Raw genomic sequence first — 19,977 nt, forward strand, 5'->3', positions numbered from 1 at the left:
TGGCGAAGGTGTGAAGACGGGAAGGCGCGGGTGATCGCTTGGCCGGTTCAGTGGTGGGGGCGGCGCTGGCTGAAGGCGTGGCCAATGCCAGGGTCAACGGAAGGACCGCCTGGACGCCGATGTTGAGCCAGGCAACGGTCCGGGTCGCGAAGGGCGGCCCGCCGTAAAAAGTATGCTTTTTCAATGAAGTTATCATTCCCTGAAGGCCTGAAATGTAACTTCGCGATGGAGCTGTTTATTCGCCCGGCCATTGCCCGTTCGCAAGCAATGGACAGTTTTAGGTGCACTGGATGAAAAGTGACAAAGAGGAAATAACCAACACCAAGGCGAAGCGGTTGAAAGCAACTTCCATCTTTTCGATAGATGTTACGAGGCCGCCAAACGCAATGGATTGGAAATGCAGTATTTGCGAGTTTCTAACAGCGTCAGGAGGCTTTCAGGGGCAGAATTTACGAAAACGAAAAGAGCGGATCTGTAGGGGGAATCGCATGGAGGTCTTGAATAACGGGATTGTTGTGTTGCGCATCTTCAACGAAAAGGGCCGCAGGAATGCGGCCCTTGGTTTGACGCAGCGTCGAGTGAACGCAGGTCGACGTCAGTTATCAGTCAAGGGATCATCCTGGGAAAGCAGCGCATTGGCCAGTTCCTCGTCACTGGCCTGCAACCCAGGGTTGTCCTTGCGGGCCTGCTCCAGCGCCGATTCCACATAGGCACCGCGAATGACGCCGCCGCTGGCCACGAAGGCCGACAGCTCATCGCGGGCCGGGATGATCCGTTTGTCGTCCTTGAAGGTCGAGTACAGCGAGGCGGAGACCCCCGCAGATGTGGCGACATCGCCCGCATCCACACCAGCCAGGGCAGCCCCTGCCGGGAGCAGGAGCAAGAACGAAGGAACGAGCAGTAGACGGCGCATGGCAAGACCTCCAGGTGAAGCCCAAGGGATTTACTGCATGTTGTTAAGAGCGGTGGCGGTGCTCAGGAGTTCCATTGGCCGCGCCTGTCTGTCACACCTGTAGCGCCATGCGCCCTTGACCACGCAGGTAGAGGCCGTAGCCCAGGCCCAGTGCCAGCCACAGGCTCCCGAACGCCAAGGTCGCGGCGCTCATCCCACCTATTACCGTCAGTACAACGGCGATCCCCACCACGGGCACCAGCCAGTGGGCGAACCACCGCCGGCTACGGCCTTGGATGCCCAGTTTCACCAGCACCGAAAGGTGCAGCAGCACGAATGCACAGAGCGCACCGAAGTTGACGAACGACGCCAGACTGTCGATCCGCTCGCACATCACGATGGCGATCACCAGCGACAGTGCGGTCGACAACAGCAGCGCCACGTGAGGCGTGCCATGGCGCCGGTGCAGACGGGCGAACAACCCCGGCAACTGGCGATCGCGGCCCATGGCGAACAACACCCGGGACACACCCACCTGCATCGGCAACACATTGGTGAACCCACACATCAAGGCGATCAGCCAAGCCACCGCCACGGCGCTGAAGGGGCTGATCTGCACGGCCAGCAGTTGATAGATCGCACCGGAGGCATCCGCGATGCGCAACCCCGGCATCAGGTTGCCCAGCACCCAGGTGCTGAGGACGAACAGCACCGCGCAGATCAGCAATACCGCCAGAATGGCCCGCCCGACCAGGCGCCGGTCGCCACCCTTGACCTCCTCCGAAAGGGTCGAGATGGCGTCGAAGCCCAGGAACGACAGCACGCAAATCGAGGTGGCCGCGAACACCTTGCCCAACTCGAGCTGGTTGGCGTCATACAGCGGCGCCAAGGTCAGCGCACCGGCGCCTTTGCCGTCGGCCAAAGCATTTACCGCGAGCATGATCAGCCCCAGCATGACCGCGAACTGCACGACCACCGAGACCAGGCTGATGCGGGTGGTCACCGATACGCCGAACCAGTTCACCGCCAGCGAAACCACCACCAGGCCCACCAGGCAACTGGCGCGGTCCAGGCCCGGCACCAGCGTTTGCAGGCCGACCGCCATGACCAGGAACACCAGCGCCGGAATCAACAGGTAATCGAGCAGAATCAGCCAGCCGGCGATGAACCCCGGCAACTCGCCCAGGCTGTGCCGGGCAAAGCCGTAGACCGAGCCTGAGCAGGGCACTTCGGCCGACATGGTGGCGTAGCTCTGGGCGGTGAAGTACATGCACAGGGCGCCGAGCAGGTAGGCCAGGGCGATCAGCCCGCCCGAGGCCTCCCAGACGAAGCCGAAGGTGGTCAGAGGCGCCATCGGCGCAATGTAGGCCAGCCCGTAGGCGAGCAGGTCTTTCATGCCCAGGGTGCGCCGCAGTGTCGCGCCGCCCTCAAGGCTCACAGGTTTCTCGGTGGCAAGGCTCATGGTGAGCTCCGGTTCTTGTCGTTGTTGGAGGGGGCGGCGCAGGTGCGAGTCAGCCGACGAAGCCTGCGTGGCGGTGGACTTCCTGGCCTTCCAGGAGGGTGAGCAGGACCTCGGTGGCGCCGATCTCATGGGGCGCGATGCTGTACAGGTCGCGGTCGAGCAGGATCAGGTCGGCGTACTTACCCACGCTCAAGCTGCCGGTGCTGTCATCGCGCCAGGCGGCATGGGCGGCGTTGAGGGTGTAGCCACGGATCGCCTCGTCGATGCTGATCCGGTGCTGCGGTGTGTGCGCCGGACTGTCGGGGCCGTGGGCAGGGTTCTGGCGGGTGACCGCGCACTGGATGATCTGGAACGGGTCGAATGTGGTCACGCCCCAGTCGCTACTGACCATGCAGGTCACGCCCTGGCGGATGAACTCGCCGATCGGGTAGGTCCATTGCGCACGGGCCTCGCCAAGCATGGCATCGACCAGCGGGTCGGCGTCGGGGTTCGGTTGTGCCCAGAGGGTCTGGTAGTTGGCCAGGATGCCCAGTTCGCGAAAGCGTGGGATGTCCGCCGGATGCACCACTTGTAGGTGGGCGATCTGGTGGCGCGCGTCCCACGGGCCATTCTGGCGCCGGGCATGTTCGATACCGTCGATGGCCGCACGGGTGGCGCCATCGCCGATGCTGTGCACGTGCAACTGGAAGCGCTCGCGGTCGAAGGCGGCGAAGCACTCGTTGATCTGCGCCTGGGTGAACATCAGTTCGGCATTGCCGCCCGTGTCGCAACGCGGTTCGAGCAACACGGCGGTGCCGTTCTCCAGCACGCCATCAAGGAAGAACTTGGCCGAATGCAGCGACACGCGCTCGCCCTGATAGGTGTTGCGCAGGTCGATCAGCTCGCGCAGTTGCTCATCCAGCGGTTTGTGGGCGAATACCTTGGCGGTGGCGCGCACGCGCAGGGTGAGGTCACCGCGCTCAAAGCACGCCTGGTAGTTCTTCATGTAGTTGCGGCTGACCATCGCATCGAGCACGCCGGTGATACCGCGGCTGTTGAATACTTTGCTGTAGTGGGCCATGGCTTGGAGGTAGTCCGACTCGCTGTAGCCTGGGGCAATGCGGCCCATGGCCCAGATGGCGTCTTCGACCAGCCAGCCTTTTGGGGTGCCATCGGCCAGGCGCAGGTAGCTGCCGTTGTCCGGCTCCGGACTGCCGGGTCGTACGCCGGCCGCTGCGAAGGCGGCGCTGTTGGCCCAACCGTTGTGGTAGTCGCTGGCGAACATCAGCGCCGGGCGGCCGTCGGTGACGCTGTCGAGCCGCTCTTTGGTCAATTGCTCGGGGGTGAAGCGCGCCGAAGAAAAGCCCACACCACGGATCCAGGGTTTGTCCGGGTTGGCCTGGGCGAAGTCGCGGATGATCGCCAGCAGGTCCTCGACGCTGGTGGCGTCGTACAGCGCCGCGTTGTGGTAGAGGTCGGCGCTGCTGAGCTGGAAATGCACGTGGGTATCCTGCAGCCCCGGCAGCATCAGCTTGCCTTGGGCATGGATGCGCCGGGTGGCGGCATCGGCCAGGCGTTCGATGGTGGCGTTGTCGCCCACGGCCAGGATGCGGCCGTCGCGCACGGCGATGGCCTCGGCCCTGGGCAGGTGCGGATCCTGGGTGCGGATGTCGGCGTGGGTGATGATCAGTTCGGCGGTCTGCATGGCAGGTCCTCAGTAGAGGTAGGTGAAATACATTTCCAGGGCGCGGAAGGTGTCGTCGCCCAACGCCTGCTTGGCTGCGCCCTGGGGTTTGACCCAGTTGTAGGCCAGCGAGGTGTGCAGGTGGGGCGTGGGGTTCCAGTCGAGAAAGACCACGTTCTCGTCGGCGAAGCGGCGATCGTCCACGGGCATGCCGTTGAAGTGCTTTTCGTCCAGCGAGAATTGGTAATGGATGCCGCCCAGCGTCACGGTATCGCTCAGGTGGGTCTTGAGGGTCCACTGGCTGACCCGCTCGTTGCTGTTGAACAGCAAGTAGTTGCCGACCACGTCGCCGATCAACCAGGTGCTCCAGTCGATGAAGCCCTTGCTCAGCGGGTCCCAGCTTTTCTGGGTGCGATCGCCCGGGTCGTCGTCACCCGAGAAGCGCGCATGGCGATAGCTGAGGATCGGCGTAAGCGGCAGGTGCGCGAACCGGTAGTCGGCCTGGGCGTACCAAGCGTCGGCGTGGTAGTGCATGCCTTCGCCGCTGCCGCGTTGCGCGGCGTACTCACCGTGCAGGGTCAGGGCATCCAGGCTTGGCAGCTGGCCGTTCAGGGCACGCAGATTGAAAACCTGCATGCCATCGCGGGCAGTCAGGTTCTCGCCATGGCCGGCCAGGGAGTCGACCGCCATGGCCATGGCACCGAGGGTGACGCGGTCGGCCAGGCGGTAATCGAGGTTGATGCCGTTGAGGCGAAAGTCGCCTTGGTGATTGTCGCTGCGCAGGCTGAAGACCTGGGCCTGGAGCACGTCGTGGGTATAGCCGAGCAGCGCCGAGTCGCGAAACGCGGTGCGCGGGGCGAGCCAGTAGGCGCCGTCATCGAACATGTCGAGGTTGCCGTCGGCGACGATGAACCCCGTGCCGACCATGAAGTTCTGCCGGCCTGCGGTCAGGCGCCAGTCGCCTACGCGCAGTCCGCCGTAGGCCTCTTCGAGGGCGAAGCGGCCATCGGCGCTGCGGGTGTAGCCACCGGCATCGCCGTCGCCCTGGGTGGTGGCGCCGATCACCGACGCACCGCCAAGCACTTCCACATCCGGCGCCAACGCATAGCCGAGGGTGACTCCCGGCTTGATGTAGAGCTCTTGCCAGTCCACGCGGGTGCCGCCGTTACTGGCGTCGCGCAGGTCCATGCGTCCGGCGCCGAAGTTCACGCCGCGACTCACGATGTTGGCGGCGCCAGCACCGATGGTGAGCTCGCCCTGCAAGCCATCGAGGTCGAAACGCTGGCCGGCCCAACCGTGCTGGCTGGCGGCGAGCCCACAGAAAAGCAGCGCCCGGGCGGGCGAGAGGGTGCGATGCATCGAGGGTGTCCTTTGTTCTTGTTGTTGTCGGCGGGGCAGTGCCCGGGGCTTTGCGGCCCAGGAGTTCAAAGTGCCGGAGCCAGGGTGGCTTTTCTGGCGCGGTGCGCTGTGGCAGTCTTTCCCGTCACCTTTGGCTTGCGGCAAAGGTTAAAGGCCTTCGCTGTGGCGAGTTAGTTATCGCCTGGCATAACACTTGGGAATTTCTGGACTAGATCATGGACAAGTTCCTCAGCCTGCAACTGTTCGTCGCCAGTGCCGAGTACGGCAGTTTCAGCCGGGCCGCCGAGCAGCGGGACATGACACCCTCGGCGGTGGCCAAGTCGATCCGCCGCCTGGAGGCAGAGGTCGGAGCGCGGTTGTTCGAGCGCACCACGCGCAGCATGGCGTTGACCGAGGCCGGCCTTTTGTACCTGGAAAACGCCCGGGACATCCTCGAGCGCATGCGCGAAACCGAAGAGGAAATCGCCCAGTTGCAGCACAGCCTCAAAGGCACGCTGCGCGTCACCGGGCCGCTGTCGTTTGGCCGGCCATTTCTCAACGCCGCCTGCGCGCGCTTTTTGCAGGCGCATCCGCAGATGTCCTTGCAGGTGGACCTGAGCGACCAGTACATCGACCTGCTCGACGGCCACTACGACATGGCCTTGCGCCTGGGCCAGAGTGATCTGCCGGGCCTGATCGCCCAGCCCATCGGCGAGAGCCGAGTGGTGCTGTGCGCAAGCCCTGAGTACCTGCGCCGTCACGGCACGCCAATGCACCCGATGCAGTTGGCCGCGCACGAGTGCCTGGTCTATCGGCACCCGGCATTGGGCGATTCCTGGGTGCTGGAAAAGGATGGCGAGCGCCATGTCATCAAGCGCAAAGGGCGGCTGGGCAGCGACAACCTGGAGCTGTTGCTCGAGGCCTGCCTGGCCGGGCAAGGGGTGATTGCCTGCCCGTACTGGAGCGTGCTGCCGTATTTGCACGCGGGGCGGCTGCAGGCGTTTCTCGGCGACTATGCGTTCGATCGCAAAGCCCTGGGCGCGCAGTTGCAGGCGGTGTACCCGAGTACCCGACGGGCGACGCGCAAGATCGCGGTGTTCATCGAACACCTGCGCACGTACTTGAGCGAGGAGGGGATGAGCGCACGCTCTGGGGAAGGGGTTTGAGCAACTTTTCCCATAGGTCAACTGGTAGACGCCCTACAGATCTGCGAGTTCAGGCGCCAAGGCAGCAGGAATAGCATCCATCGAAACGCCCGGCAGTGCCGTCAGACGGCCAGATCGGGATGGATCGCTCGTATGCCAAGGGAGCCCTAGATGTCTGACCACAGTGATCATGAACCCAACCTGCTTGACCAAATCCTCGAAACCGAACCCGGCATCAAAAGCGCTTTAAGTACCCATGCAGTGGCCCAGGACACAGTCCTGGACCTGCAGGGCAAACCTCCTGCCGCCTTGGTCCAGCGCTTTTGCGGTTTGCGTATGAAGCAAGCCCAGCGACTCAAGGATCGCCTGGACGTGGCCACGGCAGCGATGATGCGCGTATTTCGGGAAAACCGTCTGAGCGCCGCGACACGCCGGGCAGCGGACGAGCTCAAGGGCCCACTAGCACAGAGCAATGGCCCGACGTTCGAGAATCAGTTCTCGCCGTCCTGGGGCAACCACACCCATCCGCAAGCGGTGGATGCCACTACTTCGCCGGCGGCCTACCTGATCGACCTGCTGACCTTCGTGGAGAAGGAGCTGGAGCCGGAGGGGAATGTGCTCAAAGCCGTGACGTTGAAAACGCGGCGTCCTGATCTGTACGACCTTTCGCTCGATGAAGACACCATGAATCGCACGGTGACCCAGGTCGAGGTGGTCAACCATGTGATGGAAAGCGCCATCGAGCGCCAGCGAAAACTGGCCGACGACACCACCGCCACGCAGGACAAACTCCTTCAGGTGCGCTATCCGCTCAAGCAGTTTCCCTATGAGCACTACTGGGAACAGATCCGCACGGTGCTGGCCCATCATGAGCTGTCGGTGAGTGACATTTCGCGCTTGTCCGACATCGATGCGCCTTATTTCATCCAGCCCGGAGCCCACTCCCAGTGGTCGGACGTCGCTCTGCAACAGGATGCAGGCCTTGGCCCGGCCTTGCGCGCGATCCTGCTCGAGGCACCCTACTTCGGCACGGGCGGTGAGGTGCGTTTCAATCCCCAGACCCGGCGACTGCTGGCTCCGCTGCACACGTCTGGGGCACGGCGCGCCGAACAAGTGGCGAGCAACAGCGTCAGTTTTTTCAAGGATAACTTTGGTGTCCAGGCCTACCCGACGCTGCAGAACGTGGTGACCTTCTGCCAGGCCCTGCACATGAGCCAGGATGAAATGGAGTCGTTGTTCGCCCTGGCCGCCTACGCACCGGTTCGCTCCGATAACGTAGTCGTCGAGGCCTCTCGTGCTCCTGCGTCGCCCGTGCAGTTCGGCGCGCGTTTCATCAACAGCGGCAGCGATACCCCGGTGTCGGTGGCCAGCGATAACGACGAACCTACGCTGCACCATTTCCAGCACCTGACCGAAGACCGCTGCGACCGGATCAATCGCCTGGTGCGCCTGGCCACGGCGCTCAAGCTCTCCTACGCCGAAACGGACCAGATCGTCTGCGCAGCCATCGAGGCGGAGCGGCGTGCCGCTGTCAGCCAAGAGACTGCCAGTGAGGCGCCGTTGTGGATGACCGCCAATACGATCCGGGCGCTGGGTGTGTTCCAGTTTCTACGTGAGCGCTTCTCGTGCGGCGCCGAAGACTTTTCCGCCCTGCTGTCGGACATGTCCATTTTTGCAAGTGGCGATACCCTCAGCCATTTCGATCGGGTGTTCAATGCAGAGACGACCACGCCGCTGGTGCTCGATGATGCGCCATTCAGCCTGGGCAGCGAGGATGTCCAGAGCAAACGCACGGTCGATCAGCTGTGCCAAGGGCTGGGGATCAACATGGAGACCTTCCGCTACCTGTCGCGCCTGGTCATGCAGGGGCAAAGCCAGTCGACTCTCGCACGCACCTTGCCGACGGTCAGCGCGTTCTACCGCATCACCTTGCTGGCCCGGTTGCTGTCGATCACTACCATCGAATTGTTGTCGTTGCTCGAAGTACTGAGCCCTGAGGGCCAGTACGCCCTGCAGCTGGCCGGTGCCCCGCAGAACGCGATGTACAACAGCTACATCCAGACCGACACCCTGAGCGTCATCCATGCCCTGAGCCGTTGTGTGGCGTGGTGCCAGACGCAGCAACTGCCCATCGCCTGGCTGGTGCAACAACTGCTACCGGTCGAGACCACCGATGTGGTGCCCGAGGAGTACCGCACGCTACTGGGCGAGCTCAAGAGTCATCTGGTGCCGTTCCAGGACTTCGACCGTCTGCTCGCCGAAGCTGGCGTGACACCTCTGAGAACCCAGAGCTGGATGCAGAATCTCACGCAGATTGTCGACGCCCAGGGCCTGATCACCGATACCGGCCATTCCGAAGAAGACTTCGATCCTGTCTATTACGAGCACTTCGCCGCACGGGAAATCGAAGTGGTGATCCAGCGATTGATGCCCGTGCCAAAACCTGAAGAAGGCGAGGGCGATGGGCAAACGCAAAGCGAGGACAGCGAACTGCCTCTGCTCACGGCCGATGAAGCCGAACGCTTGAAGACCCTGATTCTTGGCGTCGTATTGCGGATTCGTTCGCAGCAGTGGGGCGTTGTCCAGGAGCGCCTGTCGCACTTCTTGTCGCTCAAGGCCGACAGCGTGATCCCGGTTATCTACTGGGCTGGAGGTAAAGCGCATACGTTGCTTGAAAGCGCGACGAACTTCGAGCCGGATCAGCTTCAGTCCGAAGCCCTCAAAGCCATGATGCCCCTGATGCAACGCATGCAACGCTGTGCCCGGGTCGTCAACCAGTTCGCCCTGAGCCCAGCGATGTTCTCCAGCCTGCTGGTGCGCGCCCAGCGCCCGCGCTGGAGCATCAAGAGCACTGAGCTGACTCTGCAGACCTTGTACTTTCTGGAGCGCTACTCGCGGTGCCTGCGCCAGGCCAAGCAGTCCGAAGAACAGTTGCTGGGCTATTTCGACCTGATCGAGTCGCTGGGTGAGCTGAGCCACAACGAGCACCGCCTGATCAAGGACGCCGCGGCCGAGAAGATCGCCGCCTGGCTGGGCTGGGGCATCCGCGAGGTACTCGATGTGGCGGCCCAGGTGACCTCTGACGGCATCATTCGCAACCTGGCGCAGCTGTGCGCCTTGGTCGATACCCGCCAGCTGTGCGAAAAAACCGGTCTGAGCGCCGGCTCCCTGATGAAGCTCAGTCGCCTCAGCGGTCACTCTGACACCCAGGCTTACCGCAGCGCCGCACACGAAGTCCTGAGCAGTCTGCGCCAGGCGCCCGAACAGCGCCGCGACGAGGTTGAGCTGCGTCAGAGCTTGTCCACGCGTTGCCTGGTCAGCAATCCACGGCTGGTTGCCAGGAAGACGAATGAGGAAACCGCTGTGAGCCTGACGCTGCTGGACATGAACAACCAGCCGGTGTCCGACATTCGGGTCAGATGGTCCACCGATTTGGGAAGCCTGCTCGAGCATTACAGCTACACCGATGAGCAGGGTATCGCGACGGTGCGCCTGCAGGCCGGACAACAGATCGGGGTTGCGCATGTTCAGGCCACCTATTTGCTCGACAGCAAGGCCTTCGCCCCGCCGGTGGTCATCGATTGTCATGAATCATTGTGGCTCCATGAAACCACGGTACCCAAAAAGCCGGTGCTGGCGGGCAACAGGGGCCGCTTCAACTTACAGGTTCAGTTATTGGATGGTCTGGGTAACCAAGGTGTCGATCGCCTGGTGAACTGGACCAGCAGCATCGGCGAGTTCATCGACAGTTCGGGCGAGACACTGACCGACAGCGAAGGCATCAGCAGGATCTCGCTGCGCAGCATGCAGGCGGGTAAAGGCATCGTGGCTCTTTGGTACGCAGGCAATCCTGAAAACGTCCAGAAATTCGAGGTTGTCTTCGATGACCTGCCCTATGTCGGTTCACTGGCGCTCACCTCTTGGGCGGTCGTCGGTGATGACATCCGCATCAGCGCGACGATTCTGGGGCTCGATGGCAACCCGTATCCCGACCAGGCACTGAAGTGGGCCTGCGCCGGCGCCGAGTTGGTCAGCCAGGAAGAGCTGAGCGACGCGAATGGGCAGGCCAAGGCGGTGTTGAGTGCCAAGGCTGCTGGCCTGGTTGAGGTCACCGTCATGCTCAGCAAGTCTGGTGACACCGAGGACGACTATTACACCGAGACGCTCAGCTTCGAGGTACTGTCCAATGCCACGTGCGCGAAAGCCTCGACCAGCGGGAAATGGCCAATCGCCAACGGTATCAGTGCAGCCGAGTACGCGCTTCATATCCTTAGCGACGATGGCAAGCCGGTCGAGCGTTATCCGGTCACCTGGACCGTGCAGGAGGGTGAAGTCGAAGCGGTCACGAGCCTCACGGGGCCTGACGGCATGGCCCATTACTTGCTCAAGAGCACGCAGGTGGGCGAACGGACCGTGGTCGCGAGCTGGGGGGATGACGGGTCTTATCCGTTCGAGGCGGTGAAATTCCTGCCCGAGCAGGGCCTGGAAATCCTGTTCGAGCAACAACCGGTCGAAGGCCCGGTCGTCATTACCCAGCCGACCGAAGGTGAGGCCCAGTACACCCTGTCCTGCCGGCTGCCAGAGGGCCATCCGCTGCTCGAGGCAGAACTGTACTTGCTGTATTCCGGGCGTTTTTCCGCGTCCTCTCTGGGTCTTGAATTCGATCCAAGGCTGGGTGAGGCCAAACCCTTCGAAGCATCGGCGGTGCAGATGGACTGGAAGATCACGAGCAAGCCTACCGGCTTGAACCAGGAAGCCTCCCTGCAACTTGGCGTGTCCTACGAGCAAGCCATGGAACCGATCTGGATCGACGTCATCGTCAAGCCTTCCCCCGCCTGACGGACCGGCATAACCACATCCCTGCCTCCGGTGGCAGGAATAGCCCTAATTCATTTGGCGCGATAGCAGGCAGGGCAGCTGGCCCTGCCTGACGGGCGGTGTTAGGCCACCCGACGCCTTCGACCCCACCAACCGAGGTCTCCATGAGCAATGCATTGACCCATAAACTGGCCGAGCAGTGGCGCGACGCCCTCAGTGCCTATGTCATCCACCACGTGCTGCCGGACCAATCCCAGGCCGCTTCGCTCAATATGTTGACGGCCGAGCATCTGGATCGGTACTTCGTGATGGACACGCAGGTCACCTCTGCCGTGACCACCTCTTACCTGGCGCAGGCACTGGCCACGACGCAGACATACATCAATTCGGTATTGGGCAACCTCGAGCCTGGCTACGACCATGACTTCTCTCCGAAATTGATCCGCTTCTGGCAACAGGCGATGTCGAACTATTCGCTATGGGCCGCCTACCAGATGCTGGAGGATTATCCGGAGAACTACATCCGCGCCGAGATGCGCCTGGACAAGACCGAGCCATTCAAGACCCTGGAAAACGATCTGGGGCAAGGCAAGATCAACGATGCGAACGTGCAGAACGCGTTGTTGACTTACCTCAAGCACTACGAGTACCAGAACAGCATCCGCGTGCAGTCCGGCTACATCGATTACCGAGGTGATCATGAGGATGGCGAGCGCTTCGACGGCTATACCTTCGCCAATTCGGACTACTACCTGCTGGGCAAGGATACGGCGACGCCCGCGCGTTATTACTGGCGAAAAGTCGCCGTGCGCCTGGATCAGACCTCCTCGATCATTCAACCCGATGCCTGGACGGAGTGGCACGCGATCTCCATGCCGACTAGCACCAAGGTGATCCTGGCCCGCCTGGTGCTGTTCTGCGGCCGGTTGCATCTGGTCTGGATGCACCATGGCGAGCCGGTGCAGGAGCAGCCTGAGGGCGGCAAGGAAACCAAGCGCTATACCCTGAAACTGGAAGTCATGCACCTGGGGCTGGACAACCAGTGGACGACGCCGGAAACGCTTTGGAGCGTGATAACCGACCCGATCGACAACGACAAAGAGCTGGACACGACGCCATACCGACTGTTGACGGTAGCCGTTGCCCGATCGCATGGCAGTGACGATGAGCTGTGCGTCGCGTTACGCGGGGAGGCGGGCGCACAGCTGTTCAATGTCCAGCGTGACGTGCTCAAACGTGAGGCAGCGCCGCACCTGGCCTTTGACAAAGAGTCCCTGAATCGTCTGTTCGAGCATTTCGAAGACAAGAACGGCCACCTGTCGTTCCAGCGCCGCATGACCAACAGCAAGTGGTCGATCAGAAGCGTGATGCCTTCACCAGGCGGCGATCCCTGCCTTGATCTCGATGCATTGTTGGAGGAGCAAGGCGATGGCCGGCATCAATTGCATCTGCGTGGCCGCTCCTCGCAAGTGAAGACTACGCCCAAGCCTGTGGCAGTGTACGTAGCCCGTGTATTGAAAGTCGCAGAGGGTGTCTGGATGCGCGCCCAGGTGCACACCACCCCTGCAGGCACGGTCGAATTCCGTTGCATGATGAACAAGGCGCCTCAGTTCCAAGTCGTGAAGCTGATCCATCCTGTAGAAGGGGCGGGGGTGAAACTGCTCGGGACCAGCTTCAAGAGGAATTTCTTTGGATGGTATGAAAACTCCGAGGAGGTGAAGTCCGCCGAGCTGCCTGCAGCACTGGCCGAGTACGACGCGCAAGGGGTGAGTCAAGGTGCGGGTTTCAGCGTGCAGATCGACACTGCCGAGGAACAACCCCTGGAAAGCGCCAACAACTTCATCACCGTTCACGCCGAAACCGCGACTAGCAAAGAAATGGAGCTCGGTATTGATCAGAGCAGTCTCTGGACAGGCACCTTCCTGCTCAACGGCAATGCGGCCACGCCATGGTTGACCGAGAGCTGGACGCCACCAGAGGAGGCCGGCGCCCCTCTGTCGATCAAGGTCACGCTGGGACCGGTTACAACCAGCTCCAGCGCCGAAGATGCCAGCAAACAAACCGATTTCACTTTGACAATGGGCCTTCTGGTCGACATCAGCCAGGCCACCATGCCCTACATTGCACGCCAGGAAAGCGGCACCGATTTTCTGGTGTTCGAAAGCATCGGTCAGCTCGCAACAGGGCAACGCAAGCCCCTGGTCGCACGCCTTAATTCCCAGCATGTACCGGACTTGATCAATCGCGCCCAGGCCTCGTCTGAGGCGGTGTTCGACTGGGACGCCCAGCACTTGCGCGAGCCGGCCTACGTCGAAGGGGCCAACAGCAAGGGCTATGGCGGTTGGTTGCGTAGCCAGGAAGATGCGCCAATGGATGCCTACGACGCCAACGGTCTGTACTTGCGCGAGCTGTTCTTCCACGTTCCGCACTTGATCGCCTCGCGTTTGCAGGAAGAAGAACGCTACGAAGAAGCCCGCCGCTGGCTGGGCCTGATCTTCGATCCGCAGCGCAAGCAGCCGTCGACGGAAAACCCAGGGCTTGAGTACTGGAACTGCGCCTGGATCATGGCCCAGGACACCCCGGCGGCCGGCCTGGAACACCAATTGCTCGATCCACATACCATTGCGTTGCATGCACCTTCTCACTACCGCAAAGCGATTTTCCACCAGTACGTGCATCTGCTGATCGGCGAGGCCGACCTACATTATCGTCAGCCGACCCGTGACAGCCTGGCCGCCGCCTGGCTGCTCTATCGAAGGGCGGCCGACTTGATGGGCGAAGCGCCGAATGCGCGTGCGATCAGCACCTGGCAACCCCAGACCGTGGCGCAACTGCTCGGCACATCGCGTGGGGGACAATTGCTGGCCTGTCAGGCACAGGTGCGTGCCCCGGCGGACCTGCCCAAGCGCCTGGCTACGTTCGTGTGGACCGGCGTGGCGGCGCACGAAGCTTTCCGCCTGCCCGTCAATCAGCACCTGATCGATACCTGGCAACTGCTGGAGCAGCGCTTCTACAACTTGCGCCACTATCTGACGATCGATGGTCAACCGCTGCTGCTGCCACTGTATGCGCCTGCGGCCAATCCGTTCGATTTGCTCATGGCAAGGATGGGTGGCAATGCCAGCCTGTCGCACCTGCTGGGGTATCGCACCGTGGTGCCGCCGTATCGCTTCCGTACCATCGCCGCAAAGGCCCATGAAGTGGTCACGGCGCTGATCCAGTTCGGCGAGCAACTGCGTGGCTTGATGGAGCAGGAAGAGCGTACCGAACTGGAAGCCTTGCAGTTCCAGCAGGCGGCGGAGATCGCCAGCTTCACCATTGGCATCCAGGAGCAGCTCTATCAGCAGCAGCAAAAGAGCCAGGACGTACTGCAGGCGCAACGGACCGCCACCGAGCTGCGTCAGGCGCACTACACCAAGCTCTACGAGGATCACATCTCCGACGGGGAATACGCGGCGATGAGCTTGCATGGCATCGGTCGCAGCCTGACGCACGTAGGCACCGGCGTGGTCGGGCTAGCCCACTTGGCGGAACTGGCGCCCAACACGTTCGGGTTGGCAAACGGTGGTATGCGCTACAAGGCCCCGATGACGGCGATAGGGCATGGGATACAGGCAGCGGGCGGGCAGATGGTCACGGCGGCTGAACTACTGCGTGAAACCGAAGGCTACCGCCGCCGCCGCCAAGAATGGCAGCTGCAAGCCAAACTGGCGGGCAAAGAGCTCCATGTCCTGGACAAGCAGCTGGACGCTCAACAGCATGCCACGTTGGCCGCCGAGCAGGCGCTGGCACATAGCCGCAAGGCGCTGGCCCATACCCAGCAGCTGTATGCCTACTACCAGAACAAGTCCACCAGTGTGTCGCTGTACCGCTGGTTGCGCTCGCAGACCGCGACCCTGCAGGCAACCCTGTTCGACGTGGCGGTCAGCCTGTGCAACAGCGCCGAGGCATGCTGGCAGTTCGAGACCGGCCAGTTCGACAAGCGCATCGTCCGGGCGCCGATCTGGCAGGCGGACCGCTATGGCCTCAATGCCGGCAACGAACTGCGGTTGGACCTGCACCGCCTGGAATCCGAAGCGCTGCTGCGCAACGAGCGGCACCTGGAGGTGCACAAGACGGTTTCCTTGCAGGCGCTGCTCGACAAAGGCCTGGTATCCACCAAGGACGGTACCCCCGCCGAGGAGGGAGCCCGGCTTGGCGAGCTGCTCAGTGAGCATGGCGAAGTGGCGTTCTCGCTGTCCGAGACGCTGTTCAACGAGGACTACCCCGGCCATTACCTGCGCCGCCTGCACAGCGTGGCGCTGTCGATGCCTGCCCTGCTTGGGCCGTATCAGAACATCCGCGCGACGCTGACCCAGACGCAGAGCCGCTTGCTGGTCAAGCCCGACATCGAGGGCGTGAAGTTCCTGACGCCCAAGGCGACCCGGGCCGATGACCAGGGCGACGGCAGCAACGTGATGATGAGCCTGCGCGCGCGGCAACAGGTGTGCCTGTCGTCCGCCAACCAGGATATCGGGATGGTCGGCAATCCAGAGGCTGACGACCGCTACCGGCCCTTCGAGGGTACCGGAGCGGTATCGGACTGGCTCCTGCGGTTCCCACGGCATACCCAGCAGGCCGACACCCTCGCGAGCCTGAGCGACGTCATCCTCGAGATTCGCTACCACGCCCTGCATGGCGGGCCGCTGTTTGAAGAGGCGGTCGAGCAATTGCTGGCAACGGACCCGAAACGCACGCGCTCACTGCCGGCCTGAAACGAAGGCATCTACGCAACTTTCGACATTTTCATCCGCCGCGCCCAGGCAAGGAAGGGCCTTGCCCGGGCATTCGGCAGATCTACAACACCTTGGAGCAACCATGTCCTTTGCAATGAACGGCAATATTGATTCATCGACACGCGGCCACAACTTGGTCCAGGCCGATTCGTTTCCCCTGGGCTCGATCAGCGAGTTCGCTGAGTCGGAAGCGACTGTCTGGAAAGCCCACAACAGCCGATATTCCCACTATGAAGATTCCAGTGGCATGCCTTACGTGGGGCTTACCTATGACCAGCAGCTTTGGCAAATCATCGAGCTTCCTGTCCAAGCCGCCGTCGAGGGACGCCCTGAGTACTGGCTGGGCTGCGAGTACGATGCCACTGCATTCGAAGAGTGCTGGCTTCGGGTCTACGATGCCGACAAGGATGGGAAGGGGCACTTCTATGAAGGCGTCATGCAAGGCAAACCGTTGGAGCTGATTCAGCCGATCGATGAAGCGCCTTCGGTCATTCCGGCCAAACCGGATGCCACCTGGCATGTTTTGTCCGAGCGCCGCATCGCGATACCGGAAGGCGTTCGCCGGCTGCGCGTGCAGTTCGAAACGCCGGAAAATAAGGGTCCCTATCTCTATCTCAGAAAAGTGACCTCTCACTTGCGCCTGCCGATGTTCAACGACGCGAGTGAGCTTCAGCTCTTGGTTGAGCGTCCTGGCGATGACCCGATCGTCCAGGCTGAAAGACCGTTTCTGCTGTGTCACGGCGCCACTCACCGCCTGCAGGTGAAGGTGCCGGCTGGCGACGCCTGGGAAGCACAAAAAACCAGCCTGCTATGGATGGGCACCGATCAGCTGCCGATTCAGTACGGCCTGGAAGCTGAGCCTGGGTTCAACCGTGGTGGCGACGAGGAGGACCGCTACCAGCCGCTGTCCAGCACAGACGGGGCCTGCTGGAGGCTGACCGCCGATGCCATGTTGGCCGAAGGGGATCTGCCCCCCGACATCCCTTTGGGGCTGGGCAGCTACTGGCAGGCGGAGAAACACCCCATCGCGGCCCAGATAGGGGATTTCCATCACATCATCGAGAACGTCGAGTGGGACGGCGTGGTGCCCGTGGCGTCTGAAAAGAACCCCACCGTTCTGACCGCCACGGTAAAGAACCCCTTCGCTCCGGATCGACCTATGGTGGACAAAGAGGTCATCTGGTCCTACAACGGGAACGATTACCCAAGCAAGACGGATGAAAAAGGCCGCGCCAAGCTGACATACACCCCTGAGCGGGGTGATGCAGGGGAGGCGAATCAGGTGGTTTTCACCGCGTCCTGCCAGGACGCGTTGCAGCATGCCAGCAGCGTTGCATACACCTGCCCGGTTTTCGATGAGTCTCCCTGGCTTGAGCAGATCGAGGCGACCCTGGACGGCAAGCCGATCGTTGATCTGAAGATGGCGCTGCGCCTGACCCGAGGCGTCAGCCACACACTGGTGCTCAAGCCCAAAACTGCCGACAGTTACTTCGTCGGCAAGGACATTGCCCTGAGCTGGCCGGAGGGTAAACCTTTGCTGGGCATTACCGTCGAGCCGAACGTCGGCGTTCCGCAGACGATGGACACGGTCGGGATCAGTTGGACGGTCACAGGTGGGGCTGATACCAGCGGCACGTTCACGTTGCACGCTGAAGAAACCGCCGATGCCGGCTTGAAAGTGCCGCTCTCGCTACCGGGTGTCCAGCTGTCGGCGAACCTTACCGACGAGGCCCGGCTTGAGGTCGCGATGGCGGGAACTGATGGTCCGCACATCTTCCGACGTGGTACCGCCCGTACCCTCAGCCTGGTGCCTCGTGCTGGCAGCCCATTGGCCGATGCCAAGCTGCAGGGTTGGATGACATTCGTCGAACGCGGGCTCACTCAAGACAAGGTCGCGGCCAGTCCAGCCTACGACGCCAAGGTCGATATCGGCGCCAACACCACCTGGACCCTCAAGGGCGCGGCGGTCAGTGGCCTATTCGGGGTGCAGGTCCATGTGGAGGGCTTCAAACCGCTTGCGCTGGACAACGCCATGCTGTTGTCGCTGGATCTGAACGATGAGGCCGAGCTGAAAATAGGCGGTGCGCAAGTACCCAGTCCAACGATTTTCCGACGGGCAACAGCCCAAACCCTCAGTTTCGTGGCCCGCTCAGGCAGCCCGCTGAAGGAGGCAGGGCTCGAGTACTGGCTGGCGTTCGATACCAGCGGTACTTTGGCCGAAACGGATGTGACGGCCGTACCTGGCTACAAAGAGGGCTTCACCAACATGAGCAGCCCTGCCTGGAAGCTCACTGGCCAGGAGGCCAGCGGTACCTTCGGTATTCAGGTTCATATGGCTGGTTTCACAACGCCGCTGAAACTGAGCAATGCCTTGCTGCTGTCGCTGAACCTGCACGATGAGCTCGACCTGACCGTGGACGGCGTTGTACCGACGGGGTCGATGCTTTTCCGCCGCAAGGTTGAGCGCAAGATCAGTTTCCAGCTCAAGAAAAGCAGCCCGTTGGGTCAATCGAAACTCAAGTACAAGCTCGTGTTTGACGACTCTGGCTCGTTGACTGCCCAGCAGGTGGTCGCCAACCCCGCGTATGGCAAGGAATACAATGGTTACACCGGTCCGCTGTGGACGGTCACCGGGCAAGACGTCAGCGGCACCTTCGGCCTGCAACTACAGATGGAAGGATTCACAACGCCTTACAAGACAGGCCAGGGGTTGCTGCTGTCGGACAAGGTGGAAGATGAATATGACCTGACGGCCAAAGATGCAGTTGCGGACGGGGTGGCGCATTTCTGGCGTGGCAAGGCCCAGGCGGTCTTGCTCAAACCGAAAGACGCCAGCCCCTTGAGCAAAGGGCCGACGTTCAAAGGCCAACTCAAGTTCGTCGTGGGCAAAGGCGTCCCTGAAGATAAGATGCAGGCTCAACCGGGCTATGGCCAACTCGTGGAGATCCCCGTGGCCGGCCATACCTGGACGCTTACCGGCAAGGATGTCAGCGGCACCTTTGACCTGCAGGTGAGTGTCGAAGGGTTCAAGCACCCTGCGCAGCTGGCTACCAATGTGCTGATGTCCACGAAGCTGGCGGACGAAGCGCAAGTGACGCTCGATGGCAGCGACAAGATCTCGCCGGCGATCTTCCGTCGAAACACCGCTGGCAAAGTTTTGCTCAAGCCAAGGTCGGGCAGTCCACTGGGCACGACGGTGACCCCTAAAGCCTGGATGGCCTTCATCACGACTGGCGCCACTCTGACCGCCGCGCAGGTGCCTGCTGCGCCGAAATACACCGAGCAGCGAGCGATGGTGGTGGCTGGCCTGGAGTGGCAACTGACGGGGGCGAACGTCAGCGGACTGTTTGGGGTCGGCCTGCATGTGACAGGCTTTGACCCAATCACGCTTGGCAACTGCGGGTTGTTGTCGTCCTCGATGGCGGACGAAATGGGCCTTCGTGCCAGTTGGCGCAACGATCTGCCCCCAGGGCTGATGTCGCCTGAGCATACGACGGTTGTCTATGCGCCGAGCAGTCCGTTGGTCAAGCTTGGGGCACAACTGCAGTTGGACTTTTTACCTGACGGCGCGAGCTGCATCCTGAAGGAAAGGCCGGCAAGGGGCCAATGGGTGAAGGTGACGGATGCTGGGCGAGTGAAGTGGCTGCTGACCGGCTCGGTCATGGAAACGGGCTGGGTCCAGGGCCGGATCACGAGCACGATGTTCCCGGGGGATGTGTGGAAGTTGCCACCTTTCTACGTGGGTTGGAATCCTGAAGAGGCTGGGCCTCCTCCGGAGGACAAGGCGCTGGTGCAGCAGGGCGTCAACGACGTGTCCGCTGTAAGCGTGCGGTTGCAGAAGTAATCACATTCAGCCTCTGAAACCGCCGTGCAGGTCGAACTGC

General features: G+C 62.0%; 9 protein-coding genes. 4 read left to right on the top strand and 5 right to left on the bottom strand.

What is annotated here, in order from left to right; all coding sequences use genetic code 11:
* The 5 genes from DQ397_RS24630 to DQ397_RS16120 all read right to left on the bottom strand — a co-directional run.
* Positions 1-184, bottom strand: a 184-nt coding sequence (locus DQ397_RS24630) for a hypothetical protein (protein ID WP_218573708.1), incomplete at its 3' end; no start/stop codon positions are given.
* 411 nt (positions 185-595) lie between these two features.
* On the bottom strand, positions 596-913 hold the full coding sequence (locus DQ397_RS16105; RefSeq protein WP_043215867.1) for a DUF2388 domain-containing protein: 318 nt from the start codon (positions 911-913) through the stop codon (positions 596-598).
* Positions 914-1,004: 91 nt separating this feature from the next.
* A complete protein-coding gene (locus tag DQ397_RS16110) occupies positions 1,005-2,354 on the bottom strand; it encodes an APC family permease (RefSeq protein ID WP_043215866.1) in 1,350 nt (449 codons plus the stop codon).
* 49 nt (positions 2,355-2,403) lie between these two features.
* Positions 2,404-4,038: an amidohydrolase gene (locus tag DQ397_RS16115; RefSeq protein ID WP_043215865.1), complete on the bottom strand. Its 1,635-nt coding sequence runs from the start codon at positions 4,036-4,038 to the stop codon at positions 2,404-2,406.
* A gap of 9 nt (positions 4,039-4,047) precedes the next feature.
* Entirely contained in the window at positions 4,048-5,376 is a 1,329-nt protein-coding gene (locus tag DQ397_RS16120) for a hypothetical protein (protein ID WP_043215863.1), read from the bottom strand.
* Positions 5,377-5,591: 215 nt separating this feature from the next.
* Between DQ397_RS16120 and DQ397_RS16125 the strand changes: the two genes are divergently transcribed.
* From DQ397_RS16125 to DQ397_RS16140, 4 genes are all read left to right on the top strand, one after another.
* Complete coding sequence (locus DQ397_RS16125; RefSeq protein WP_148921583.1) at positions 5,592-6,521, top strand: LysR family transcriptional regulator; 930 nt, start codon at positions 5,592-5,594, stop codon at positions 6,519-6,521.
* 150 nt (positions 6,522-6,671) lie between these two features.
* Complete coding sequence (locus tag DQ397_RS16130; protein WP_043214110.1) at positions 6,672-11,339, top strand: Ig-like domain-containing protein; 4,668 nt, start codon at positions 6,672-6,674, stop codon at positions 11,337-11,339.
* Between the two features lie 143 nt (positions 11,340-11,482).
* Complete coding sequence (locus tag DQ397_RS16135; RefSeq protein ID WP_043214108.1) at positions 11,483-16,072, top strand: neuraminidase-like domain-containing protein; 4,590 nt, start codon at positions 11,483-11,485, stop codon at positions 16,070-16,072.
* Between the two features lie 103 nt (positions 16,073-16,175).
* The gene (locus tag DQ397_RS16140) at positions 16,176-19,937 is read left to right on the top strand and encodes a hypothetical protein (RefSeq protein WP_043214105.1); all 3,762 of its coding nucleotides are present in this window, start codon (positions 16,176-16,178) and stop codon (positions 19,935-19,937) included.
* The last annotated feature ends 40 nt before the right edge of the window (positions 19,938-19,977 follow it).

Origin of the sequence: Pseudomonas sp. CK-NBRI-02, assembly GCF_008124495.1 — a bacterium.
GTDB classification, from domain to species: Bacteria; Pseudomonadota; Gammaproteobacteria; order Pseudomonadales; family Pseudomonadaceae; genus Aquipseudomonas; species Aquipseudomonas guariconensis.

Coding starts and splice junctions, on each gene's coding strand:
- DQ397_RS16105 (WP_043215867.1), bottom strand. CDS start 913: ATGCGCCGTCTACTGCTCGTTCCTTCGTTCTTGCTCCTGCTCCCGGCA.
- DQ397_RS16110 (WP_043215866.1), bottom strand. CDS start 2,354: ATGAGCCTTGCCACCGAGAAACCTGTGAGCCTTGAGGGCGGCGCGACA.
- DQ397_RS16115 (WP_043215865.1), bottom strand. CDS start 4,038: ATGCAGACCGCCGAACTGATCATCACCCACGCCGACATCCGCACCCAG.
- DQ397_RS16120 (WP_043215863.1), bottom strand. CDS start 5,376: ATGCATCGCACCCTCTCGCCCGCCCGGGCGCTGCTTTTCTGTGGGCTC.
- DQ397_RS16125 (WP_148921583.1), top strand. CDS start 5,592: ATGGACAAGTTCCTCAGCCTGCAACTGTTCGTCGCCAGTGCCGAGTAC.
- DQ397_RS16130 (WP_043214110.1), top strand. CDS start 6,672: ATGTCTGACCACAGTGATCATGAACCCAACCTGCTTGACCAAATCCTC.
- DQ397_RS16135 (WP_043214108.1), top strand. CDS start 11,483: ATGAGCAATGCATTGACCCATAAACTGGCCGAGCAGTGGCGCGACGCC.
- DQ397_RS16140 (WP_043214105.1), top strand. CDS start 16,176: ATGTCCTTTGCAATGAACGGCAATATTGATTCATCGACACGCGGCCAC.